We start from the raw sequence: 20,793 nt of genomic DNA on the forward strand, positions 1-20,793 counted from the left end.
TAAAAACATAGAGATTATGGCAAACGAAATCAAGTATCAAATCAACGGCCAGTTGGCGGACAACACCGTGACCGTGGACAACAAGGAGGATGTAATCCTCGTCCCCGTCTCCATCGGTAACGCCGATGAAAACCGCATCATTGCCGAACTGAAAGCCGAAGACTCCGGTCTGCGTGAGGAAACCATCCGTCACGTCTTCGACCTGCAGAAGCGTGTCATCAAGCGGTTGCTGATGACCGGAGTGAGTGTGAACACAGGGCTATATTACGCTTCTGTCAGCTTCCGGGGCATCATAGAGAACTCCACCTGGAACCCGGCAAAGAATTCCATCGTGGTGAACTTCAACGTAGGCGCCGACCTGCGGGAAGCCATCAAGCAAACCACGGTGGGCATCATCGGCGAGAAAGGCAGCGCCATGTACATCGGCAGTGTGCAGGACACTTCCACCCGCGCACTGGATGCCTCAGCCACCGCCGGACGTGCTTTCACCCTCACTGGCAGCAAGCTGAAAGTGGTGGGAACAGCCCCGTCGGTAGGTATCCTCCTGACGAGCAGTAAGGGTACGGAAACCAAAGTTACCGAAGACCTCTGGGTGACCAACGATCCCTCGAAACTGACATTCATCATCCCCGCCGATCTGGCCGACGGAACGTATGAACTGCAAGTAACCACACAGTTCAGCGGCAACAGCAAGACGCTGCTGAAAACCCCGCGCAGTGTAATGAAAACCATCTATATCGGCACGGCACCCTCTGGGGGAGGCAGTGGCAGCGGTAGCGGAGAGGGTGGCTTGGAAGAGGACCCGTTAGGATAGGATAGACAATGGTAATCGGCCTGTTGCAACTGACACTTACGGTCTGTTGCGACCGACGTTTACGGTCTGTTGTGACACCCGCAATAGTGCGGCCTGCCGAATACCCTTAAAAATAAGATTATTAACTTTCAAATAAAAGTATAGACAAATGATGAAAAAAAGTAACATGCTTTGGATGCCCGCACTACTGGCCCTGCTTGCAGGATGCAGCCAGAACGAGTTGGGCATTGACGACACTCCCACAGGCGGAGCGCAAGGTAAAGAGATCCGTCTCGTATTTAGTGGCGGAGGAGAGTCGCAGGAATACACCCGCGCCATCGCTTCCGAGAGTGAAAACCAGATTGATAATCTGGATATCTATGTGTTTGCCGCTACCGCCGACGGCGGAGACTACCAGTATCTGGAAAAGTGGACGGCCGCCGCGGATGACAACACCGCAGCCAAAACCTTCAAACTGAGCGGTGCAGGAACCGACCGGAAAGCATCCATCTTCCCTACGGAACTGAAAGGCATCCCCAACCTGAAACTGTATTGCGTGGCAAACAGCACCACACTCTACCAATCTGACGGAACAGCAATCGCTCCCCTGACAGCGGTGACTACCAACGCCGCCACCGGAGCCATCGAGAATCCGGGCACGAAAGCCGTGGATTTCGAAAAGTACTTCACCGCCAAACTACTCCCGACAGGCACCGCACTGGGCACCCCGTTGGTGATGACCGGAAGCGGTACAACAAAGATACTGGGCAACATCGCCACAGTGAACATCGAACTGAAACGCCGCGTGAGCCGCTTCGACATCGACAACGAATCAGCCAAGACGGGACTGATTATCGAAAGCGTCTCTCTGGGCAATGGACGAAACCAATCTACTGTGATGCCGGGCACGCTGGCCGACCTTAGCGTCCCCGATCGCGCCACCAGCCTCATCCAGTACCCCACCGCCGAAGGCAGCTACCTGATGCTGCCCAAAGCCAACCAGGGAGTGACGGAAAGCGCCCTCTATACTTATCCGCTCAAGGATACGGACAAAGCGTTCCTCATCATCAAGGGCAAATACCAGAACCCGATGCAGAAAGACCCCGTTCCGGTGGAGTACCATCTTGACATACAACGGGTGCCTGATGGAGGCGGTGATCCTAAGTTCATGGATGTAGTAGCCAATACCCGCTACACCCTTCACATCAAGGAAGTAATGGAAGCCACCATCACCGCTTTCTTCGAAATCGTGGACTGGACCAGTGGCGGCGGAGTCATCATCAAACCCGATAATGCCGCCCCCGCAGTGACTGTTCTGAATGTGGAAGGAACCGACACGCCCGTCACCACCAAGGAAATCAGCGTGACCGCCGACAATACGGAGAAAACCATCACACTGACCGCCACAGCCAGCGGCAAGGTGCAACCAAGGTTCAGCACCACAACCGGATGGGACATCAGTTGGTTGACGCATAAGGTTGCCGATTATAAGTCGGAAGTGGTGGATGGAGTGACTACCACCACCATGACCTTCAATTACACACTGACTGATGGCACCCCCTATGTCCCCGTCACGCTGACACTTGCCAATGAATCGGCTTCGCAGGATGAATCGGTATATACCAAGCTGACCATCGTGCCGCCCGCCACAGCCCCGGCATTGGACTTTGCCACACCGGATGCGGCTACGGGGAACTTCAACCTGTATGATAAGGCAAACAACAAGCTCACGATGTACAAAACGGGTAAGAGCAGCATCACACTCGGGGCAAGCTGTCCCTTCGGCACGAAGCTGGTATTGTCCAACACGCTTCCCTGGCTGGAAGTATCGAAAGCTGCCACAGGACCTACACCAAGCACATCGGGCACTCCCGCCACGGATGTATCCGTTGCCACTCCGGTAGAGGAGTATTACACGCTCACGCTGAAGGATGTGACGGCAACCAGCGATGCGGACAGCAAGTTCGAGATTATCAGTCTGGGTAATGATACCAAGAAACAGGAACTGACGGTGGAACTGCTTGACCCTGCCATTGCAAAGATTGAGCTGACGGGAACTCCGGGCGGAGCTGCTTATGCCGACAATAAGATTACCGATGTGCCCCGCACCGCCGCAGCCACCGTTGAGGTGGAAGTAACTTCTCCGCAAGGCGTGACGGCCAGTACCTTGTCCTCCTGGTTCACCGTTGCAGAAACCACTGCCTTTACAAGAACTTCCCCGACAGATGCCACCGGCAGCCAGGTATTCACCCTGACCGTGAAAGATGCCGTCACCGACTTCACCGCCGCACCGATTGTGCTGAAAAACAATATCTCGGGCATGGAAGACGTGACAGTGCTGGTAAGTCCGGCCGCACCCGTCGCTCCTTAATTCAGCAATATGAATAACTTGCTAAATATCAGTAAATAACCGATTAATAACAATAAGATCATGATTAAAAACAGAAAACAGTTTTCCGCATGGGTGATAGGCTTGCTTGCCCTCTCACTGGCGGGTTGCAACGAAGCGGAAGTGCTGCCGGCAACCACTCCCGGCGATGACCCGCTGGCCGGTGACCCCACACGCCGCGAAGTCATCCTCGGCTTCCAGAACAAGCTGAACATAAAGACAGCGGGCACCGATACCCGTGTCGCCACCCGTGCCGATGCCCCCATCGCCACCACCGAAGAGAATGAAATCACCTCACTGGACATCTATGTATTCTCCTCGGACAAGGAGGAAGGCCCGTACACCTATCAGGAACGGTTCTGCTACCGTTCGGATGGTTCCACCATCCCCAATGCGACCAAAATCGTACTGACAGTGGAAGGCAACAACGTGGCACTAGCCACCCTTCGCCCCAAGAAAGGCCTGTTCACCAAGTTCTACTGCATTGCCAACCAGCCGAAACTGCTGAAAGCCGGAGCGGAATACACCGTCTTCACCCCGCTGGAACAGAGTTCCCCGGGTGCGGATTACAACGTCGTGACGAAGGCGGGTATACCGACCGAGACGGACTTCCTCACCTTCACCACCCCGTTGCTGGACCCTGCCGAAGCCGCAGATGTATTGCTAACACCCCTGCCTATGGTAGGTTCTTACAGCCCCGCGCTCGACTTGCGGGACATCAGTATGGGTTCACGCACACGCATCAACATGACGCTGTCGCGTATCGTCTCCCGTTTCGATATTATCAATGATGAGAAATTGTCGCATCTCACCATCACCGGTGTATCGATGGGACACGGTCGCAAAGGCGTTACTTTCTTCCCGGTGGTTCCTGTGGAGGATGCAGACCCTACTAAGACGCTCATCACCTATCCCGACCGTGACTTTGACGGCGCCGATGCCAATAAAGGCACGCAGACAGGTGCTTTCTACAGTTATCCCAGCCCGATTGCGGACAAGGGGTATCTGATTATCAAGGGCAAGTATGCGCTGAACATGACGGACGTGCCGCAGGACGTGAGTTATATGGTGGATTTTGAACAGTCGGTAGCGGGTACAGGCGGTTACATCGAGGTGAAGCCCAATCACCGGTACACAGTCCGTATCACGGATGCCGACCCGTTCAAACTGGATGTGAACATCACCGTCTCGGACTGGACGGACGGAGGGGATTTCGAGTATCAGCCGGAAAACGAACTGGTTATCGGGACACTGGCGGCAGAACCGGCAGGAGCAACCGCTATTGAGAATAACAATACGGCTACCGTCTCACCGGATGAAACAAGTTATTTCAGTATCCCTTTCACCAGTAATTCGGAAGCGGAATGCAGCATTGTCTATACAAGTTCTCCGGGCGGAAGTGCCGAGTGGTTGAAGACGGAAATCACGAAGGATGTGGTGACGCGTGCCGGATCGACCGCTTATACTTGCAAGGTGTCAAAAAACACAGAGTATACAGGCAATCTGTTCCCTAAAGCCATCATTGTATTGCGCAGCAAGGCAGGACGTGAGGAGAGCCAGATTGTAGTGAAAGCCGCAGTAGGAGTGCCTACGGTTGTAGCGGCGACAGGTACGCCGTCGGAACCGGCTGGGGTTAATTCCTATGTGGCAGGAAGTGAATCGCCGGATGTGACAACCGGAGTGCTCAGTATGCAGAAACAGGAGAATGCGGGCACTATTTCGTCCATGAAACTTACCGTAACTGCCAAAGGTGGCAGCAAGCTTTCCGGCCTGCCCGCTTGGCTGAAAGCAGACAAAGTAATAGGGCATGAGACTGAAGCCGTGGACTACACCTTTACTCTGGATCAGAATGCAAAGGGATTCCCGACAGGACCATTCCCAGCCAATGCAGCGGCAACCTTTGAAATCCAGAATCTTTCGGATGCGGCTAAGAAGGTGACGGTAACGGTGAATGTGACGGAAGCTGCGGCACCGTAAAGAAAGGACAAGGAACAATGAAAAAGGTCTTTGTTACATAAGAAAAAACTTTTGAAAATAAAGAATCGGGTAGGAAGAGAACGAAGGGGTTTTCTTCCTACTTTGGTTTTAGAGATTTTTCATTGGAAAGTTTACATATGTTTCAAGGAGTATCGGAAAGTATAGTATACTCCCACTCCAATCCTCCAGCATGCTTACGCTTAGGATTATTACCACAGCACAAACAGATTGCCGAGCTGCTTATATTGTATTTTTCAGCAGCTTCCCTAAATGTACTGAATATCTCTCCTGTAGTGATACATCTTATTTTCTTACTTCTTTGTTGTATGGTGGATTCAAGTTATAAATGCAACACCTATGTTTTCGTTTAATTTTTGAGCGAAAACTTCATTGGGCGTTTTAAATCCAAATCTTTTTCGTGGTCTGTTATTTAAAATACTTATTACTCTGTCAATTTGCTTCTGAGTGATGTTTGTAAAATTAGACTTTTTTGGGAAATATTGTCTTATCAATCCATTCAAATTTTCATTTGCTCCTCTTTCCCAGCTGTGGTAGGGCTTAGCGAAAAAGTAGTCTATATCGAGCTTTTCTGCTATCTGCTGATGATTAGCAAACTCTTTTCCATTATCTGAGGTAATGGTGTGTAACAACGGTTTCCAATCTTGTAAGAGTTCAATTGTTTTAGCTTCTATTTCGATTGATTCTTTGGTCTCTACCTTACCCATAAAGAGTAACCCAGTGGCGCGATCATTAATAGTTAGCAATGCCCCTTTATGATCTTTGCCAATTACTAGATCTATCTCTAAATCCCCAACCCGTTTCTTATCCTCGACAATCCTGGGGCGCTTATCTATATCTACCCGATTGGTTATCAATCCTCTGTCATCTTTGCCTAAACCTCTTTTTCGATATTTCTTCCCCTTAGTTCTTAGGTGTTTGTAGAGCTTGCCACCACCTCGTTTATCCTTCCAGATGTATTGATATATCCGCTCATGAGAAACCATTTCTTTACCTTCCAAGGCAGCTCTTCCGACTATCTGTTCAGGACTGAAATCCTGTTTCAAATAGTGTACTACATTGGCTTCAATATGTTCGTTAAATTTACATGGTTTACGTTTGTTCTGATGCCTTTTCATTGTTTTTCGCTGCGCTAAATCGGCTTTATATAAACCACTTCTAGCATCGGCGTTCCTCTTGATTTCTCTTGAAATCACAGATTTGTCCCGACCAACATAATTGGCTATTTCTGTAATTCCTTTTCCTAGACTTTTATAAGCCTCAATTTTGTATCTTTGTTCTAACGTTAAATGTCCCATAAATTTTGTAGTGTAGGAACCACAAAATTAAGGTGATTTTTTACGCCAACCAAGGGATGTCATCCCTTGGTTATTTTAAATGCTGTTGCATTTATTAGTTGAATCTAAGTATTGTATTCTTCATTTTGCAACTTTTACAACTGCTTCCCCGCAATAAGTTCCCTGGATATGCCTGCCAAATCTTACCACATTCACTACATTGTACTAATATTGGTTTATGTCTGCTCACATAGGTTCCTATAATTTTAATTGTAGGTAACAATCGTGTGATTTCCGCAACAAAATCATCATGGCTTCTTCGTGCCTTATTAGAGCACTTCGGACAACCCGTTCTATTCAATTTCGCTAAAAGGTGATACGGTTGGGTAGCCCATATATAACCGCACACTTTACATTTGATTGTTACGCGAGCGTCAATGTTGATATATTCTGTCAGAGGAATAATATTAGGCTGTAGCAGACTTAATTTTTCAATAAATTCATTATGTGTCATTTTTAAAGTACCAGCACATTTAGGACACCCCGTACCTAAACGTAAAGAAGATGGCCGCACATGCCATTCATAATTACAAATCTTACATTGTGCTTTAATTCTAGTATTGGCTCCTGCAAAATCACCAATAATTTCAACTTTATCATTAATATTAGATAGCTCTTCTTTAAACTCCTCCGTACTCATCCTTCTCGAATCAATTTGAGCATTCCTTTTAATCTCATCCCACTCACTTGCATCAAAGTTTGAGTCTAATCCGAACTCAGAAAGAATAGTTCTTGTCATTTCAATCAATTTATCTGTATTTCGACGGGAGGCAAGATCGCACTGTGTCACCAAGCAATTTTCAAAAGGAGCAGTCTTACCATCATAGTGGTCGTATATAGTTATAAGTTTAATACCCTTATCTTTACACAAGAGATGCTTTTCCCAGTCCTTTGTAACCAGCTTCCTATGCCAATGCCACGAACCAGGCTCTACAGCAACTTTCAAATTAGGTACATATATGTCTAATTCAACCCCTATCGCAGTTTTCTCTCTTGATATTACTTTAGGCTTGCCCAAAATATGAGCAAATGAGTGATATATGAACTGCTCTAGAAAGGAGGTACAGGATCTGTGGCAGTTCGGACAGCCACGTTGGTTCAGAACATCATGAGGCGTTATTTCGTATTCATACCCACAGGCATTACAATGAAGCGGCATAAAGGTATGATTGTTTATATACGTTCCGCCTTCCCTGACAACAATATTCGGATCGATTTTATGGAGACGCTCCAAAAACATCTCCATCGTCAAGCGCTGAGACGCTCCTTTATGGGACCGCCCACATTCCGGACATCCCCTACCACTAAGAACATGTGCAGGAGTAATATCACATTCATGCCCACATTTCAAGAATCTGAATTTAGTTTTTTCGAGCGCCTTCACATACCGGCCAATTACGACAACATCATCTCTTTGTGATTTTAAGTCCTTCACAAATTCTGCATGGGATTTCAGTTTGACTCCGGCACACTTGGGACATCCATGTCCGTGCAATAGACTTGCTGCACTCGGAGACCATTCACAACCACATTTATCACATCTTACAGCAATTTTAGAGTTATACCCCTTGTATGTTCCCAAGAGAGTAATTTTAGCGTTCTGTGCTTTCAATTCACGACAGAAGTCTATATGACTTTTTTTCTTTACCATACGACTGAAACATTTCTCCTGACGATTCAAAACGCCTGTAAGAAGCCAAAGAAACTCCTGATTTCGTAGCAAGCATATTTTGCGTCCAGCCTTTTTCCAGTCGCCTCTGCTTTACCCGTTCAGCAACACCCAGCATCAACAAATCGGGCGTTTTGTTTATAAGTGACAATATATCATCATTTACTCCATTTCTCATGCAATAACTACTATTATATGAGCACTTACAAAGTTAATCATAGTTTCAATTATCAAACCAATAAGATGAAAATAATCACTTTAAGAGTGGTTGGGAAGCTTCCTCCTGCCCTATTTCATCTTTCCCAAAATCTTAGGGAACTGCCAAAAGAACAGCAACGTGCAGCAAATTGCAGCCGTAGCATCGGATATTGCCTCAGCCGCATATACTCCGGTCACTCCCATAAAACGGGGCAGTATCAGTGCCAACGGAATCAAAAGAATCGCCTTACGGAGCAAAGCGATAAAAATGGATATCTTGGCTTGTCCCAATGCCACAAACATATTCTGGCAAGCACGTTGCAATCCGAAAATGGTCATACCACCCAGAAAGACAGGCATTGTCCAACGAACCGTCTCTATCAGCCGTTCATCGCTCGTAAAAGCTGATGCAACCGTTGAAGGGAAGAGAATCATAAACAACATCAGAATCAGATTGAAGGAAAACATGGTAAACAGGGCAATACGGAAACAATCCTTCACACGCTGCCTGTCTCCATGCCCATAATTGTAACTCACAATCGGGACAAAGCCTTGCGCAAACCCCGTCAGCGGCACACTGGCAAACTGCATCGAGGTCTGTAAAATAGTCAGTGCACTGACGTAGATATCTCCAAACTCCTTCAAGCTACTATTCAGTACAAAACCTACCAGACTCTCCGTACTTGCCATAATGAACGGAGATACACCAAGAGCCAGCATTGCAGCTACAATTCCCCAATTCAATTTCATATAGCGTCGCTCAAGAGGCAGAGAAGCCTTTCGGGAAAAAAGGAAAGACAATACCCACGCAGCACTGCAAACCTGTGAAATCACCGTAGCCAAAGCCGCACCTTTTACTCCCATATCGAACCAGAAGATAAAGATAGGATCAAGAACGATATTCAATAAAGCTCCGATCAGGACAGAGTACATGGCAATGGCAGGACGCCCTTGGGCATTGATAAAAGAATTCAGTCCGGTGGAAATCTCCACAAAAATGGTTCCCAGCAAATAAATGGAGAGATAATCGACGGCATATCCCAAGGTATGCTCTGAGGCACCTGTAAAGAGGAGGATAGGCTCCATAAAGGTATAGGCTATGGAAGAGGTCAGCAAAGTGAACAGAATCAGCATGACAAAACCGTTCCCCAATATCTTCCCAGCACGCTGGCGGTCACCTTGCCCAAGGGCTATGGCAGCCAGTGGCGCACCACCTCCACCTACAATTGCCGAAAAAGAAGAAATCAGTACGACAAGAGAAATGGTTACCCCCACGCCTGCCAACGCATCGGTTCCGATGCCCGGTATGTGTCCGATATAGATACGGTCGACAATGCTATAAAGCAAATTGACGAATTGTGCTGCTACTGCCGGAAGCGCCATCTTGAAAACCAATGGCAGCATGCGCTCGGTTCCCAGACGTTCTTCATATTTATTGATCATCTTAAAGCCTCTTTCTAAAAACGGGGCAAAGGTACGAGAAATAGCTATCCGATTCTCAAAAGTAAATACTAAAATGACTATATAGGACAACTCTTTATAAGAGAAATGCCCTATTTTTGTGCCATGAGCAAAGCAAAACAGACAGTTGAATATGATATAAACAGGAGGTATTGCCAGAGTTGCGGAATGCCGCTCCGCTTTGATGTAGAAGAATGGCTGGGAACCAATTCCGATAGTTCCCGAAGTGATGAGTATTGCTATTACTGCCTGAAAGATGGAGAATATACGGTCGATGTATCCATGTCGGACATGGTGGATATATGGGTGAAATATACCGATAAATATAATGTTTATGCCAATACGGGCTATTCTCCGGAACAGTTAAGAAGTATTCTGAATAAGCGGCTGTCCACATTGAGCCGATGGAAGCAGAAGCAGGAGACAAGCAACATCCATCACCAAAGAATTCAGGATATGATCGTTCATATCAATAATCATTTATTCGATGTGCTGGATGCAGATACATTGAGTTCCATGAGCGGATTGTCTAAATTCCATTTCAGAAGGGTCTTCCGGACCGTTACAGGAGAAAGTGTCAGCAGCTATATACAGCGTTTACGACTGGAGCACATAGCCTATCTGTTGGTTTCAACAGATTATTCACTCAATCAAATTCTGGAACAGACGAATTATCAGACAAAGTTCAGCATTGCCAAAGCCTTCAAAAATCACTTTGGTGTATCAGCTTCCCAATACAGGGAGAAATATAAGCAACTGCACAGCGAGCAAGATATGAACCTCACGCCTGAAATCAGATTGATTAATCCGATTAAGATATTCTGTATTGAAGTCGGTGAGGATTATAAAGATAAACTCCGGTACAAGCTGATATGGAATAAACTCATGCACTATGCACAAGAGTATAATAAGGGGAAAACAAATTATAAATTTGTCAGCCTGAGCATGGACGATCCTTCCATTACTCCCACTGAAAAATGCCGTTTCTATCTGGGAACAACGATTCAGGATGATGAAAAAACAGGTTCAGAACCCGGAGTTATGGAAATTCCTGCCGATCGTTATGCAATATTCAAGCATACAGGAGATTATTCTCAGCTACATAACTTCTACCGGATGATTTATGGAGAATGGTTTCCCGAAAGCAAATACCGCCCCAAGACAACCTTTAGTTTTGAAATGTACATGAATCACCCGGCCTCAACCCCAAGGACGGAACTGATAACGGACATATACATACCTGTCACAAGAAAATAATAACTTACTAACATTAAAAAACAAAGTACCATGGGAAAAATTTCAGAAATCATGCTGTTGAAACAGCCGGAACATGCAGCTCTTGTAGTTGAAGTGCAAACTGACATGCAGGGAATGCCTAAAGCTATCGGAGAGAATTTCGTAGCAATAGATACCTTATTCAAAGAGCAAAACGAAATTACAACAGATATCCCCTTTGTGGAATATCCTGAATTTGAAAATCTGAATGAGCAGAATATCCGGATGATTATCGGATTGAAATCATCCGAGAAGTTGCAAGGAAAAGGGAATATCAGATCTATCATAGTCCCGGAAAGGAAAATACTCTATTGCCTGCACCGAGGAAATTATAACGAACTGGCAGCCCTGTACAATGAAATGATGGGATGGATAAAAGCAAATGGATACCAGGGTACCGGCACCTCTATCGAGTATTACTATACCGGACCGGATGTGCCCGAAGAAGAACAGGTGACAAGAGTGGAGATGCCGCTAAAATAGAAGCATTATTCTCAGAATCCCATGGCCTCTTTCACTAAAGTCATCTCACGGAAAGAGGTCAGCTTTTCCAGCAAAAGAAGGGCCACGCCATACGAGGTCTGAGGGCAATAGGAAGTTATAATATTATCATCCACCACTATAGGCTCATTAACGATAGTCACTCCAAATTCTTGAAGAACTTTCTGTTTATGCGCACCTCTGAGGTGATAGGTGGTTGCCCTCCTGCCAGTCAGAACTCCACTTTTCCCGACAGGCAAGGCTCCTACACAGACCGTTGCAATCCATTTCTTTTGAGAGTTGAATTGGCGAATCAAATCCAGGAGCTTTTCATTATAAGCTTCTTCATAAAAGCCAAATTCTTCAAAACCACCGGGTATGGCAAGAGCATCATAATCATCCGCAGAAACTTCTTCTATGGTTTTATCTACTAAAACCGAAACATTGAAAGAACCCACAACCTTACTGTTCAAACCACAGATAACGGTTTCTATATCACAGTCAAAGTCGGTCTTCGCCCAACCCATGACGTCAATAAAAGCACTGAACTCGATGGTTTCAAATCCCTTAGCAAGAAATACCAATAATCTCATAATCTTTATAGTTTCAAATTGAACGAATGATTAACGTCGCAAAGATAGGCATTAGTTTCAGAAGCAAGCGGGATATTAGCAAGAATGGACAACCTTATCTGATTATTTGGTGCTACTTTTGCAATTCAAATCATAGGGCATGAATATGTTTATGCATTCCTCCCCTATACCTTTTCACGGTATAGGGGTTCCCTGTTTTTTTAGTTCGTCTCAGCCAGGACTCATTTCGTCATAAGTAGCATGAAGTTCGTCTAATAACTCTTTATAGAAGGATATTTTGATTTACCTTTACTTCCGTAACCGGGCACTTTCAGACAGACTAAGCAGACTAAATTAAACTAAATAATAGAAAAAACATAAATCACCGCCATGCAAGATAGTATTTTAATTTTCCGAACCTCCATCACTAAGGAGCAAGACATAACAAGAATAGGGATACTGTTTACACAATATCCCCAGATTCATAAATGGAATGTAGACTTTGAAGATTGGGAAAAGGTATTAAGGATAGAATGTCGGGGCATCACTCCGGCTGATGTTTCAGATATACTACAGACCATCAATATCCGTGCAATGGAGTTGGAGTAAAACGAATCATTCAGCTTGACTATTATTATTCCATAGCTTTATCTGATCGACAACAACTCCTTCATCCAATGCCGTAATGGTCAATATATGTTTATCCAAACTTTGCAAAGCGTGTCCAGTTATCCGTATAGCCTGATTCCGCAGATTATTTTCTTTCCACTCCTCGCTTCTACCCTCGGTATGGTAATCCACTGTTTGTGCCTGTCCGTCGTCAATGGCTATGGAATATCTGATTTCTTTACCTTCCACAGGGTGATTGGGAGCCAGAGATAGCTCTACCCATACAGAATCAGCATTTTCTGCCTCAAACGTATAGCTAACCTCACTTTTAACCGGCAGACTGATTGCCTTACGTTCATAGCCCAGACCATGAACCAACGGCTTATCTCCTTTATGCGCATCATATTCCGCTCCATTGAAAAGGCAAAGCGGCGTTTGAGTCTGTGCAAACGAAGTAGTAGCTATGGTATGCGGCACACGCTCAAAAACAGGTAGTCTGCGAGGCCGGTAATCCATGATATGCCGCCACTTGCCACCGTTCAGTGAGTTATATTTGTCCGTCAACGATACAATCTCATCGTAAGCTGAATCACTGAGCTCCCAATCCGCTTTCCCATGACGCGCCAACTGTCCATACAGATGTTTCCGATTCATCTCTGCAGCAGCGCGAACGGGATATTCTACAAGTTGGAACCAGGTACCGTATTTCCCGGATGGGATATTTCGGGACATTTCCTGTACTTTATCCGAAATCACCTTATACTCCTGTATGCGCTGACGGATATATTCTTCACTCCACGGAAGGTCGGACACGACCTTATATGCAGGGTCTTTTTCTTCTGTCCGCGTATTCCCCATATACTCGGGCTTACGAATATAGGCCAAGCGGTAGTATTCATTCATAACCGGCAGCAGTTCCTTGGCATTTTCTTCTCCGAACTCACGGCTCAGCCACGTATATAGATGCTTGTCCAGTCCACCGACATTGTTTTCAATAGCTTCAATGTCCCATGCCATATCCAGAAACAGTTCCGTCAGATATTCAGCAGGCTTAATATCCCCCACATTGAGTATCCACATATCTTTTGCACCTTTATCATAGGCAAGCCTCATCTGTGTATACAGTTGAGCAGGATGATTTGTACACAACCATAAATAATCGTGCGGACGGCCCCAATATGAGACATGGTAATAGATGCCGTTCCCTCCTTTGCGAGCACGTTCTGTGGCTGTAGGGAAATGCCGGATATAGCCATAATTATCATCACACCACATCAGGCAGACGTCCTCAGGGACTTCAAGTCCCATATTATAGACATCCAGCACTTCTTTGTAGGGGATAAATACCTGCGATACTTCTTCTACATTCGGGTTGACATATTTCGCAATCATCTCCCGCTGGTCTTTAAGGATATCAATCAAGGCAGCTTTTTGTTCCTGAGTCGTATTTGCTCCCAGCATTTTACTGTCGTGCACACCACGTATGCCAAGTGTATATATATTATCCGAGCCAGACAATTCTTTTACACGCTCTTCCCAGAATTTCAATACATTCCCACGGTTGTTTACATAATCGTAGGTACCGGTGCCGACATGTCTCCACTCGGCATTGGTGTTGCGCACCATAGGTTCACAATGGGAGGTGCCAACAAATATTCCATATTTATCAGCCATTTCTTTGTTACCGGGAGTCATGTAGAAAGCTACTGAACAATCGTGCATGGCAGGCCAGAAGGTATTAGCCCGTAAACGCAGCAGTAACTCAAAAATACGTGCATGGGTATCAGGCCCAATCTGCCCTTTGATGTCAGAAGGCTCATTCGTCAGATAGCTCCACGGCGTCAATCCCCAGTCCTCATCATTGAGAAAGATGCCACGGCGGGCAACAGAAGGATATTTCATGCTATGGAAGCCATCCGCCAACACAATGGTCTTTTTCTTTTCGACAGGCGAATCGGCCCACCACTCCCAGGGAGATACACCGATGAGGCGCGACAGTTCGAGAATTCCATACGCCGTTCCGCGTTTGTCGCTTCCCAGTATATACACCCGTCCGTTCCTGACTTGAATGACGAAACCTTCCTCGTGAGAACGTAAATCCTCAATTGATTTCCGGTCTATCATTTTTTCAGCATCACTGTTATTACCGAGTGTTCCGATGAAGAGTTGTCCATTCTTTTCCCGGACGAGTTTCCCGTCAAATACATGCTGATAATCCTTTGCCAAAATATCCAGTGCCGTCTGAACGACCTGAGTTTCATCAGGGCTTATCGACACTTGCAAGTCCGTCTTACTACGAAAAACAAAATCTGTGGAAGAGCAGCCTGAAATAATCAAGCCGAATAAAAAAACGATTATTAATTTTCTCATATATAATTCATTATTTATGTAAATCAGTAGTTGAATTAGGCTCATGATTGCGCGGTAATGAAGCAAATGACATTTAGTTTGATTTTAATATTTGAAAAAGAATATTATTTTACAAAAAGCAAACACTCAATCCGGGTCGTATATTTAGGGTACCTCAGTCGTATACTTAGGGCATCTCAGTATACGACTGAGGTACCCTAAGTATACGACTGAGATAGCCCCTATTTATATGCGCTCATAATCAAATTGTTACGTTTCGCTACTCAGTCAACAATTAATTCGGACAAATAAACAAAAAACACTTCATTCATTTCGGAGCAGTTTAGAGTTAAAATCAACTACTGATTCGCATTATTTAGTATTTAGATTAATAGCAGACGTCTTTATCCCATCAGAAGCAACTGTCAGCCTCATCTTCCCGGGGTGATAGTCCGAACGGATGATAACCATCGCCCGCCCGTTAAAAAGCGTCGGAGTGAGAGACTGGAAGCTCGCCATATCATTGGGAGAGGCTGTTCCAGAAGCGATAATGCAGGCGCCGTCACCTTCGGATGCAATCTGAATTTTACGCTGAGAATCATAGACGACATTGCCTTTCTTATCAACAAGTTCAATCCATACATACGACAAATCTTGCCCATCTGCCGAGAGGCGGGTTTTATCTGCAGTTACACGCAACCCGGTAGCCTCACCGGCAGTTGCCAACACCGTTGATGCACCTTCCTTATTATCATCTACTTCAACAGCTTTCAATGTTCCCTCTTGATAGGGTACTTCGAACGAGGCTTTGTATTGTTCATTAACGATTTTCTCTTCTACAAGAACATTGTTGAGATACAGCCTTACTTTAGGGGCACGCGTATATACATTCACTTTCAACCGCCTGTTCTCCATTCCGGGAAATGTCCATGAGAGCCGTTCTTCGGGCCAGCCCCAGAAACTCACTTTGCGTATTTTACCTTCGGCAACAGGCACTTCAACAGCCATACTGATTTTCCGTTCATGCCACAGGACATCGCGGTAATAGGACTGCGGCTTCTTAACCCCTAACAAGTCAATATCCCCGCACCAACCATTAAACCAGGGCCAACTCATGAATTGATGAACATTTTCTTCAGGGTCAACTTCAAGGGAGTTCCCTATCCCCGACTCTCCCAGATAATCCATGGCCGTCCAGATGAAATCTCCGATAACATAAGGATGTTTCTCTACCATATCCCAGTTGTGGGAGGCTTCCGTTGCCACACTCTCGCTTCCGAATATAATCCGCTGCGGATACTTCGCATGGTCTTCTTCATAGAATCGCCACATATAGTTATATCCGGCAACGTCCAGATGATGGAAAGCATTATCAAGAGGAAGCATATTCTTCCGGTCCTTATCCCAATGCTTGTTCACGCCGGCGGTGACGGGACGCGTACGGTCGTATTTCAGAATCTCATTTTTCAGGTATCCTGCCGTCTCTCTTCCTTCATCGGTGATGCGTTCACGGATTTCGTTGCCAATGCTCCACATGATTACCGACGGACGATTACGGTCTCTCAGCACCAACGCCCTGATGTCCTTGGCACTCCACTCGTCAAAATACAGATGATAGTCCTGCGGATTTTTCTTCCCACGCCATTGGTCAAACGCTTCATCAATAACCAGCATACCCAAACGATCGCAAGCCGACATGAAACTCTCCGACATCGGATTGTGAGAGCCTCGAACCGCATTGTAGCCGTTCTTCTTCAGTATCTCGACTTTCCGCTCCTCCGCGCGGTCGAAGGCTGCCGAGCCCAGTAATCCGTTGTCATGATGCACACAGCCACCTTTCAATTTCGTCTTAACTCCATTAAGTTCAAAACCATTCTCAACAGAAAATGAGATTGTACGGATACCAAATGGAATGGCCACCTCATCCAAGCGGGTACCGTCTTTCCACAAACTAATTCTGGATGTATATAGGTCGGGGGTTTCCGTCGACCAGAGTCTGGGCTTTTTCACCTGGAGGTGGAAAGGTATTTCAAGGGTATCACGGCTTGCAACCTTTGTACTTTGGGTAGCCTTGGATACGGTTTTTCCTGTAGGCGAAACCAGTTCAATGCGAACCTCAAAATCCGTTGCACTATCATTTCCGTTCACCACAGTAGCAGTCAGTGAAACATCAGCCTGATTATCCGCAATACGGTTTGTGGTTATGAAAGTCCCCCAATCGTCAATGTGCGATGGAGCGGTACGTATCATCCAGACATGCCGGTAGATGCCTGAGCCGGTATACCAGCGGGAGTTTTTACCCTCATTGATAACCCGCACGACAATCACGTTTTCCTGCCCTGCCGGATTGCAATATGGAGTTATATCGAAGCGGAAAGTGGAATAACCATAAACATTACGATGAGCCTTCCGACCGTTCACCCAGATTTCGGACTGGTTGTATATACCTTCGAAATAGAGCTCATGCCGTTTACCGGCATCTTCCGGTGAAATGACAAAGGTTTTACGGTACCATCCTTCGCCTCCAAGCGTTTGTCCCGTTGCTGCCCCTCCGGGACTTTTCTTGCTGAAAGGGCCTATGGTTTCACCGGGAATCTGCTCTTTCAATGGTTCAACACTCCAATCGTGTGGAAGATTTAATAACCGCCACGAGGAATCATCATAAACAGCTTGATGGGCATTTTCCAGATTACCCAGACTAAAACGCCATCCTCGGTCAAATAATTCTTTCCGGTCTGATTCTCCGGCTTGCATAACCTGCATTACACACAGTAATAGCGTTAAATAAATAATTCTCCTTATTGTTTCAAACATGGTATAATTATAAAAGATTTAAGAATCACTCATTAATAATCACATTTTTGGCAGACAAGCCATCAATAATATCCACATCATATTTCCCATTTTTCGCTTTTATGCGCAAATCCTCAAAATGAAAGTTGGACAGCCTATACTGCTCTGATTTCTCTACGACAAAGAATCTATTACATTCCAATTCTATATTGCGCATTGCAATATTATCTGCATAAGACAATGGAACATCCTTCCGGTCTTCCAGATTGAAGAACTGCGTCCAGGGGCGAATCTGAATAAAATTCTTTGCACTGCCCTGAATATCTTCTACTAAAATATATTCATATCTTTGAGGAGTATCCGGGCGCATCTTCAGCCTCAATAAGTTTTCAGCCTTATCAATCTTAGAACGACGCAGAACTATATTGCGATTATGAATCCCCTCACTTCCACAAGTTAGCGCACCATGACAGTAGCCAAAAGTACAATCTTCAATCAAGATATTACTATTCACACCATTATTGGGGTCCCGGTCCGCCCATGGTCCCTTTCCCCCTTTTAAAGCGATGCCATCATCATCTACTGATATATAGCAATTCTTTATCAGGACATTGGTACATACATCAATGTCTACACCGTCCGTGCTGGGAGCATGCACCGGAGAGGTTGGCGAAGTGATATGCAGGTTCAATAGCCTCAACTGTTCACACTTGTAAAAATGGGTGGTCCAGAAAGGTGAGTTTATCAATCGCACTCCTGAAATCTGCACATTCTTACTATTAGATACATAAAGCAGACGAGGACGAAGTTCATCCATATTCGTACACTTAGGATTTACCTCACGACGCAGCCAGAATGATTTCCAGTATCGCATACCGTTGCCATTGATCGTTCCTTTACCGGAAACGGTGAAACCGTCAACCTCATCAGCATTGAGCAAAGCAGCAAAATATTTCAGTGACTGACCTTCCATACGGGTATCCACCACTGCAAAATCACTAATATCATCGCTCCCTTTCAGTGTGGCTTTTTCTTCCAGATATAAATGGGTTTTAGGTTTAAAGAAGAGAGAACCGCTTAAGAATGTCCCCTTAGGGATTATGACTACTCCTCCCCCATTTTTCTCGGCAGAATCGATGACTGCCTGTATCTTCTCAGTTTGCACGATGGTACTGTCATTGACTACTCCATAATCCGTTATGCAGTATTTTTTGCCGAATGCATTTATATCTGCTTCTTTACTTTGATAGAACCAGGCAGGAATAAGTGTACCGTCGGGAAATCTTTCCTGCCGCACATTAGGATATAGCTCTTCAAATAGAACACCTTTTGATTGCTCACCTTCTATATTTGCAATTACTTCCCCTTCCGGAGTGATGAATTTCACTTTTCTGAAAAGAACATCCCTACCGTCCAGAATATTGATTTTATTATCCTGAGAATGGATGGTGATATTACTCAGCGTAAACCCCTCAACATCATTCAACCTGGGAATAATCTGTTTACAATGGACTGTACCATTCTCTATGAGAACATTTCTGAGGGGGACTTCAGGAATGCAAATGGCAGTAATCATCCTGTCAGAAGATTCCACAATGAAATCTCTGACATGAATGTTTCTCACTACCGGAGTCAGGCTGTTAATAGCACGTAGAGGCATTCGGTCAGCCAGTTCACCTACCCATCGTTTGCTGCCCAGAAGTTCCCACTTGAAAGCATCTTTCACATCAATCATGCGGATACGTTCATACAAAACATTCTCGGTGCCACCACCACGGGGACGGCGTGTCTTGAACAGTATGCCTGTCATTGTACCCTTGAAAACACAATCATGAGCATAGATATTCTTTATATTCCCCGCTGTTTCGCTGCCACAGGTTATTCCGCCCGGACCGTTAGTTGCCAGCGAATGACGGATAACGACATTTGCTGTGGGCCGTCCTATATGTACACCTTCTTCTCCTCTGCCGGATTTCAGCGTAAAGCAATCGTCATGCGTATTTAAGGTGCAATATTCAATCAGTACGTTTTTAGATGATTCTATATCTATTCCATCACCACGCGGTATTTCCAATGAGTTGACTGTAATCCCACGTATTATTACATTTTCGCAATAAGTAGGAACCACATTCCAAAGGGCACTACGATTCATGGTAATGCCCTCAATAAACACATTGGTACAGTTGATGGGAGCAATCGTTCTGGGAGGCTGAAAATCCCGTCCTTCCATGCCGTCGAACAGACGTTCGTTTAAGGGCATGGTTGCAGGTACGTCAATTTCTACAACGGCAGCCGTATTGGTACGTTTTCTGACCTCCGAATCCAAAGCCGGCCCCGTTATCGTCCCTTTGCCGGTAACTGCTATATTATTCTCGCCATCGGCATAGATAAAAGCACCTGCTCCAAACAGTTCGATACCCTCGTGACGCGTAAATACAGCCGGAAGATAATCTTCAATGTCCCCGGAGAATTCAATTTCAGCACCCTCGGCAATATGAAGATTCACATTGCTTTTCAGCATAATACGCCCCGACTTCCATCGCCCTGGCGGAACAAGTACCGTTCCTCCCCCTTTTTTATTCACATCTACAATAGCCTGATTAATGATGGAAGTAACAAGAACATTTGATCTTGCTCCTCTCTCGGATATATTAATTGTAATATCAGGAAAAACAGGTCTTTTGAATTGTGGCATATCGAAAGATACTCCCTTGACAGGCTCAATATCATCGGGCATCAAAGCTGCACCAACTTCCCCTATCTCTGGAATATCCTGCTTGCTTTGTGCCCCTATAGACGTCCATGAGAGGCACAACATGATCGGTAATGCAATTATATATTGTTTTATCATTCTCTTCAATATTTTTCCGATT

At 45.4% G+C, this 20,793-nt stretch carries 14 protein-coding genes and 1 pseudogene; 6 read left to right on the forward strand and 9 right to left on the reverse strand.

Annotation, left to right across the window (positions count from 1 at the left end; genetic code table 11):
• Positions 1 to 16 precede the first annotated feature (16 nt).
• The 3 genes from HMPREF9447_RS21680 to HMPREF9447_RS21690 all read left to right on the forward strand — a co-directional run bounded on the left by HMPREF9447_RS21680 (position 17) and on the right by HMPREF9447_RS21690 (position 5,159).
• Positions 17 to 814 (forward strand): DUF4469 domain-containing protein, encoded by a 798-nt coding sequence (locus HMPREF9447_RS21680; RefSeq protein ID WP_009131932.1) that lies wholly within the window; start codon positions 17 to 19, stop codon positions 812 to 814.
• 148 nt (positions 815 to 962) lie between these two features.
• Positions 963 to 3,164, forward strand: a complete 2,202-nt coding sequence (locus HMPREF9447_RS21685; protein ID WP_009131933.1) for a hypothetical protein — start codon at positions 963 to 965, stop codon at positions 3,162 to 3,164.
• Positions 3,165 to 3,224: 60 nt separating this feature from the next.
• Entirely contained in the window at positions 3,225 to 5,159 is a 1,935-nt protein-coding gene (locus HMPREF9447_RS21690) for a fimbrial protein (RefSeq protein ID WP_009131934.1), read from the forward strand.
• A 335-nt stretch (positions 5,160 to 5,494) separates the two neighbouring features.
• On the opposite strand, the gene HMPREF9447_RS21695 is transcribed toward HMPREF9447_RS21690, so the two are convergent.
• From HMPREF9447_RS21695 to HMPREF9447_RS21710, 4 genes are all read right to left on the reverse strand, one after another.
• Positions 5,495 to 6,475 (reverse strand): IS30 family transposase, encoded by a 981-nt coding sequence (locus HMPREF9447_RS21695; RefSeq protein ID WP_009128829.1) that lies wholly within the window; start codon positions 6,473 to 6,475, stop codon positions 5,495 to 5,497.
• A gap of 94 nt (positions 6,476 to 6,569) precedes the next feature.
• Positions 6,570 to 8,165, reverse strand: coding sequence for a zinc-ribbon domain-containing protein (locus tag HMPREF9447_RS21700; RefSeq protein ID WP_009131935.1), 1,596 nt, complete (start codon positions 8,163 to 8,165; stop codon positions 6,570 to 6,572).
• Complete coding sequence (locus HMPREF9447_RS21705; protein WP_009131936.1) at positions 8,128 to 8,361, reverse strand: helix-turn-helix domain-containing protein; 234 nt, start codon at positions 8,359 to 8,361, stop codon at positions 8,128 to 8,130. The genes HMPREF9447_RS21700 and HMPREF9447_RS21705 overlap by 38 nt, the downstream gene beginning before the upstream one ends.
• A gap of 110 nt (positions 8,362 to 8,471) precedes the next feature.
• The gene (locus HMPREF9447_RS21710) at positions 8,472 to 9,824 is read right to left on the reverse strand and encodes an MATE family efflux transporter (RefSeq protein WP_009131937.1); all 1,353 of its coding nucleotides are present in this window, start codon (positions 9,822 to 9,824) and stop codon (positions 8,472 to 8,474) included.
• A 123-nt stretch (positions 9,825 to 9,947) separates the two neighbouring features.
• On the opposite strand from HMPREF9447_RS21710, the gene HMPREF9447_RS21715 reads away from it, so the two are divergent.
• Positions 9,948 to 11,099, forward strand: coding sequence for a GyrI-like domain-containing protein (locus HMPREF9447_RS21715; RefSeq protein ID WP_044138576.1), 1,152 nt, complete (start codon positions 9,948 to 9,950; stop codon positions 11,097 to 11,099).
• A 30-nt stretch (positions 11,100 to 11,129) separates the two neighbouring features.
• Positions 11,130 to 11,600, forward strand: a complete 471-nt coding sequence (locus HMPREF9447_RS21720; protein WP_009131939.1) for a GyrI-like domain-containing protein — start codon at positions 11,130 to 11,132, stop codon at positions 11,598 to 11,600.
• Positions 11,601 to 11,611: 11 nt separating this feature from the next.
• Here HMPREF9447_RS21720 and HMPREF9447_RS21725 read toward each other — a convergent pair whose 3' ends face one another.
• Complete coding sequence (locus HMPREF9447_RS21725) at positions 11,612 to 12,190, reverse strand: DJ-1/PfpI family protein (RefSeq protein ID WP_009131940.1); 579 nt, start codon at positions 12,188 to 12,190, stop codon at positions 11,612 to 11,614.
• A gap of 369 nt (positions 12,191 to 12,559) precedes the next feature.
• On the opposite strand from HMPREF9447_RS21725, the gene HMPREF9447_RS21730 reads away from it, so the two are divergent.
• Complete coding sequence (locus HMPREF9447_RS21730) at positions 12,560 to 12,778, forward strand: hypothetical protein (protein WP_009131941.1); 219 nt, start codon at positions 12,560 to 12,562, stop codon at positions 12,776 to 12,778.
• Positions 12,779 to 12,784: 6 nt separating this feature from the next.
• Here the strand turns inward: HMPREF9447_RS21730 and HMPREF9447_RS21735 are convergent, their stop codons facing one another.
• The 4 genes and pseudogenes from HMPREF9447_RS21735 to HMPREF9447_RS29170 all read right to left on the reverse strand — a co-directional run.
• Entirely contained in the window at positions 12,785 to 15,148 is a 2,364-nt protein-coding gene (locus tag HMPREF9447_RS21735; protein WP_009131942.1) for a glycosyl hydrolase 115 family protein, read from the reverse strand.
• A gap of 351 nt (positions 15,149 to 15,499) precedes the next feature.
• On the reverse strand, positions 15,500 to 17,941 hold the full coding sequence (locus HMPREF9447_RS21740) for a glycoside hydrolase family 2 TIM barrel-domain containing protein (protein WP_009131943.1): 2,442 nt from the start codon (positions 17,939 to 17,941) through the stop codon (positions 15,500 to 15,502).
• 25 nt (positions 17,942 to 17,966) lie between these two features.
• Complete coding sequence (locus HMPREF9447_RS29165; RefSeq protein ID WP_044138579.1) at positions 17,967 to 19,268, reverse strand: rhamnogalacturonidase; 1,302 nt, start codon at positions 19,266 to 19,268, stop codon at positions 17,967 to 17,969.
• A 384-nt stretch (positions 19,269 to 19,652) separates the two neighbouring features.
• Positions 19,653 to 20,771, reverse strand: a pseudogene (locus HMPREF9447_RS29170) (glycoside hydrolase family 28 protein); the annotation flags it as partial.
• Positions 20,772 to 20,793 lie beyond the last annotated feature (22 nt).

This window comes from Bacteroides oleiciplenus YIT 12058, assembly GCF_000315485.1.
GTDB classification, from domain to species: domain Bacteria; phylum Bacteroidota; class Bacteroidia; order Bacteroidales; family Bacteroidaceae; genus Bacteroides; species Bacteroides oleiciplenus.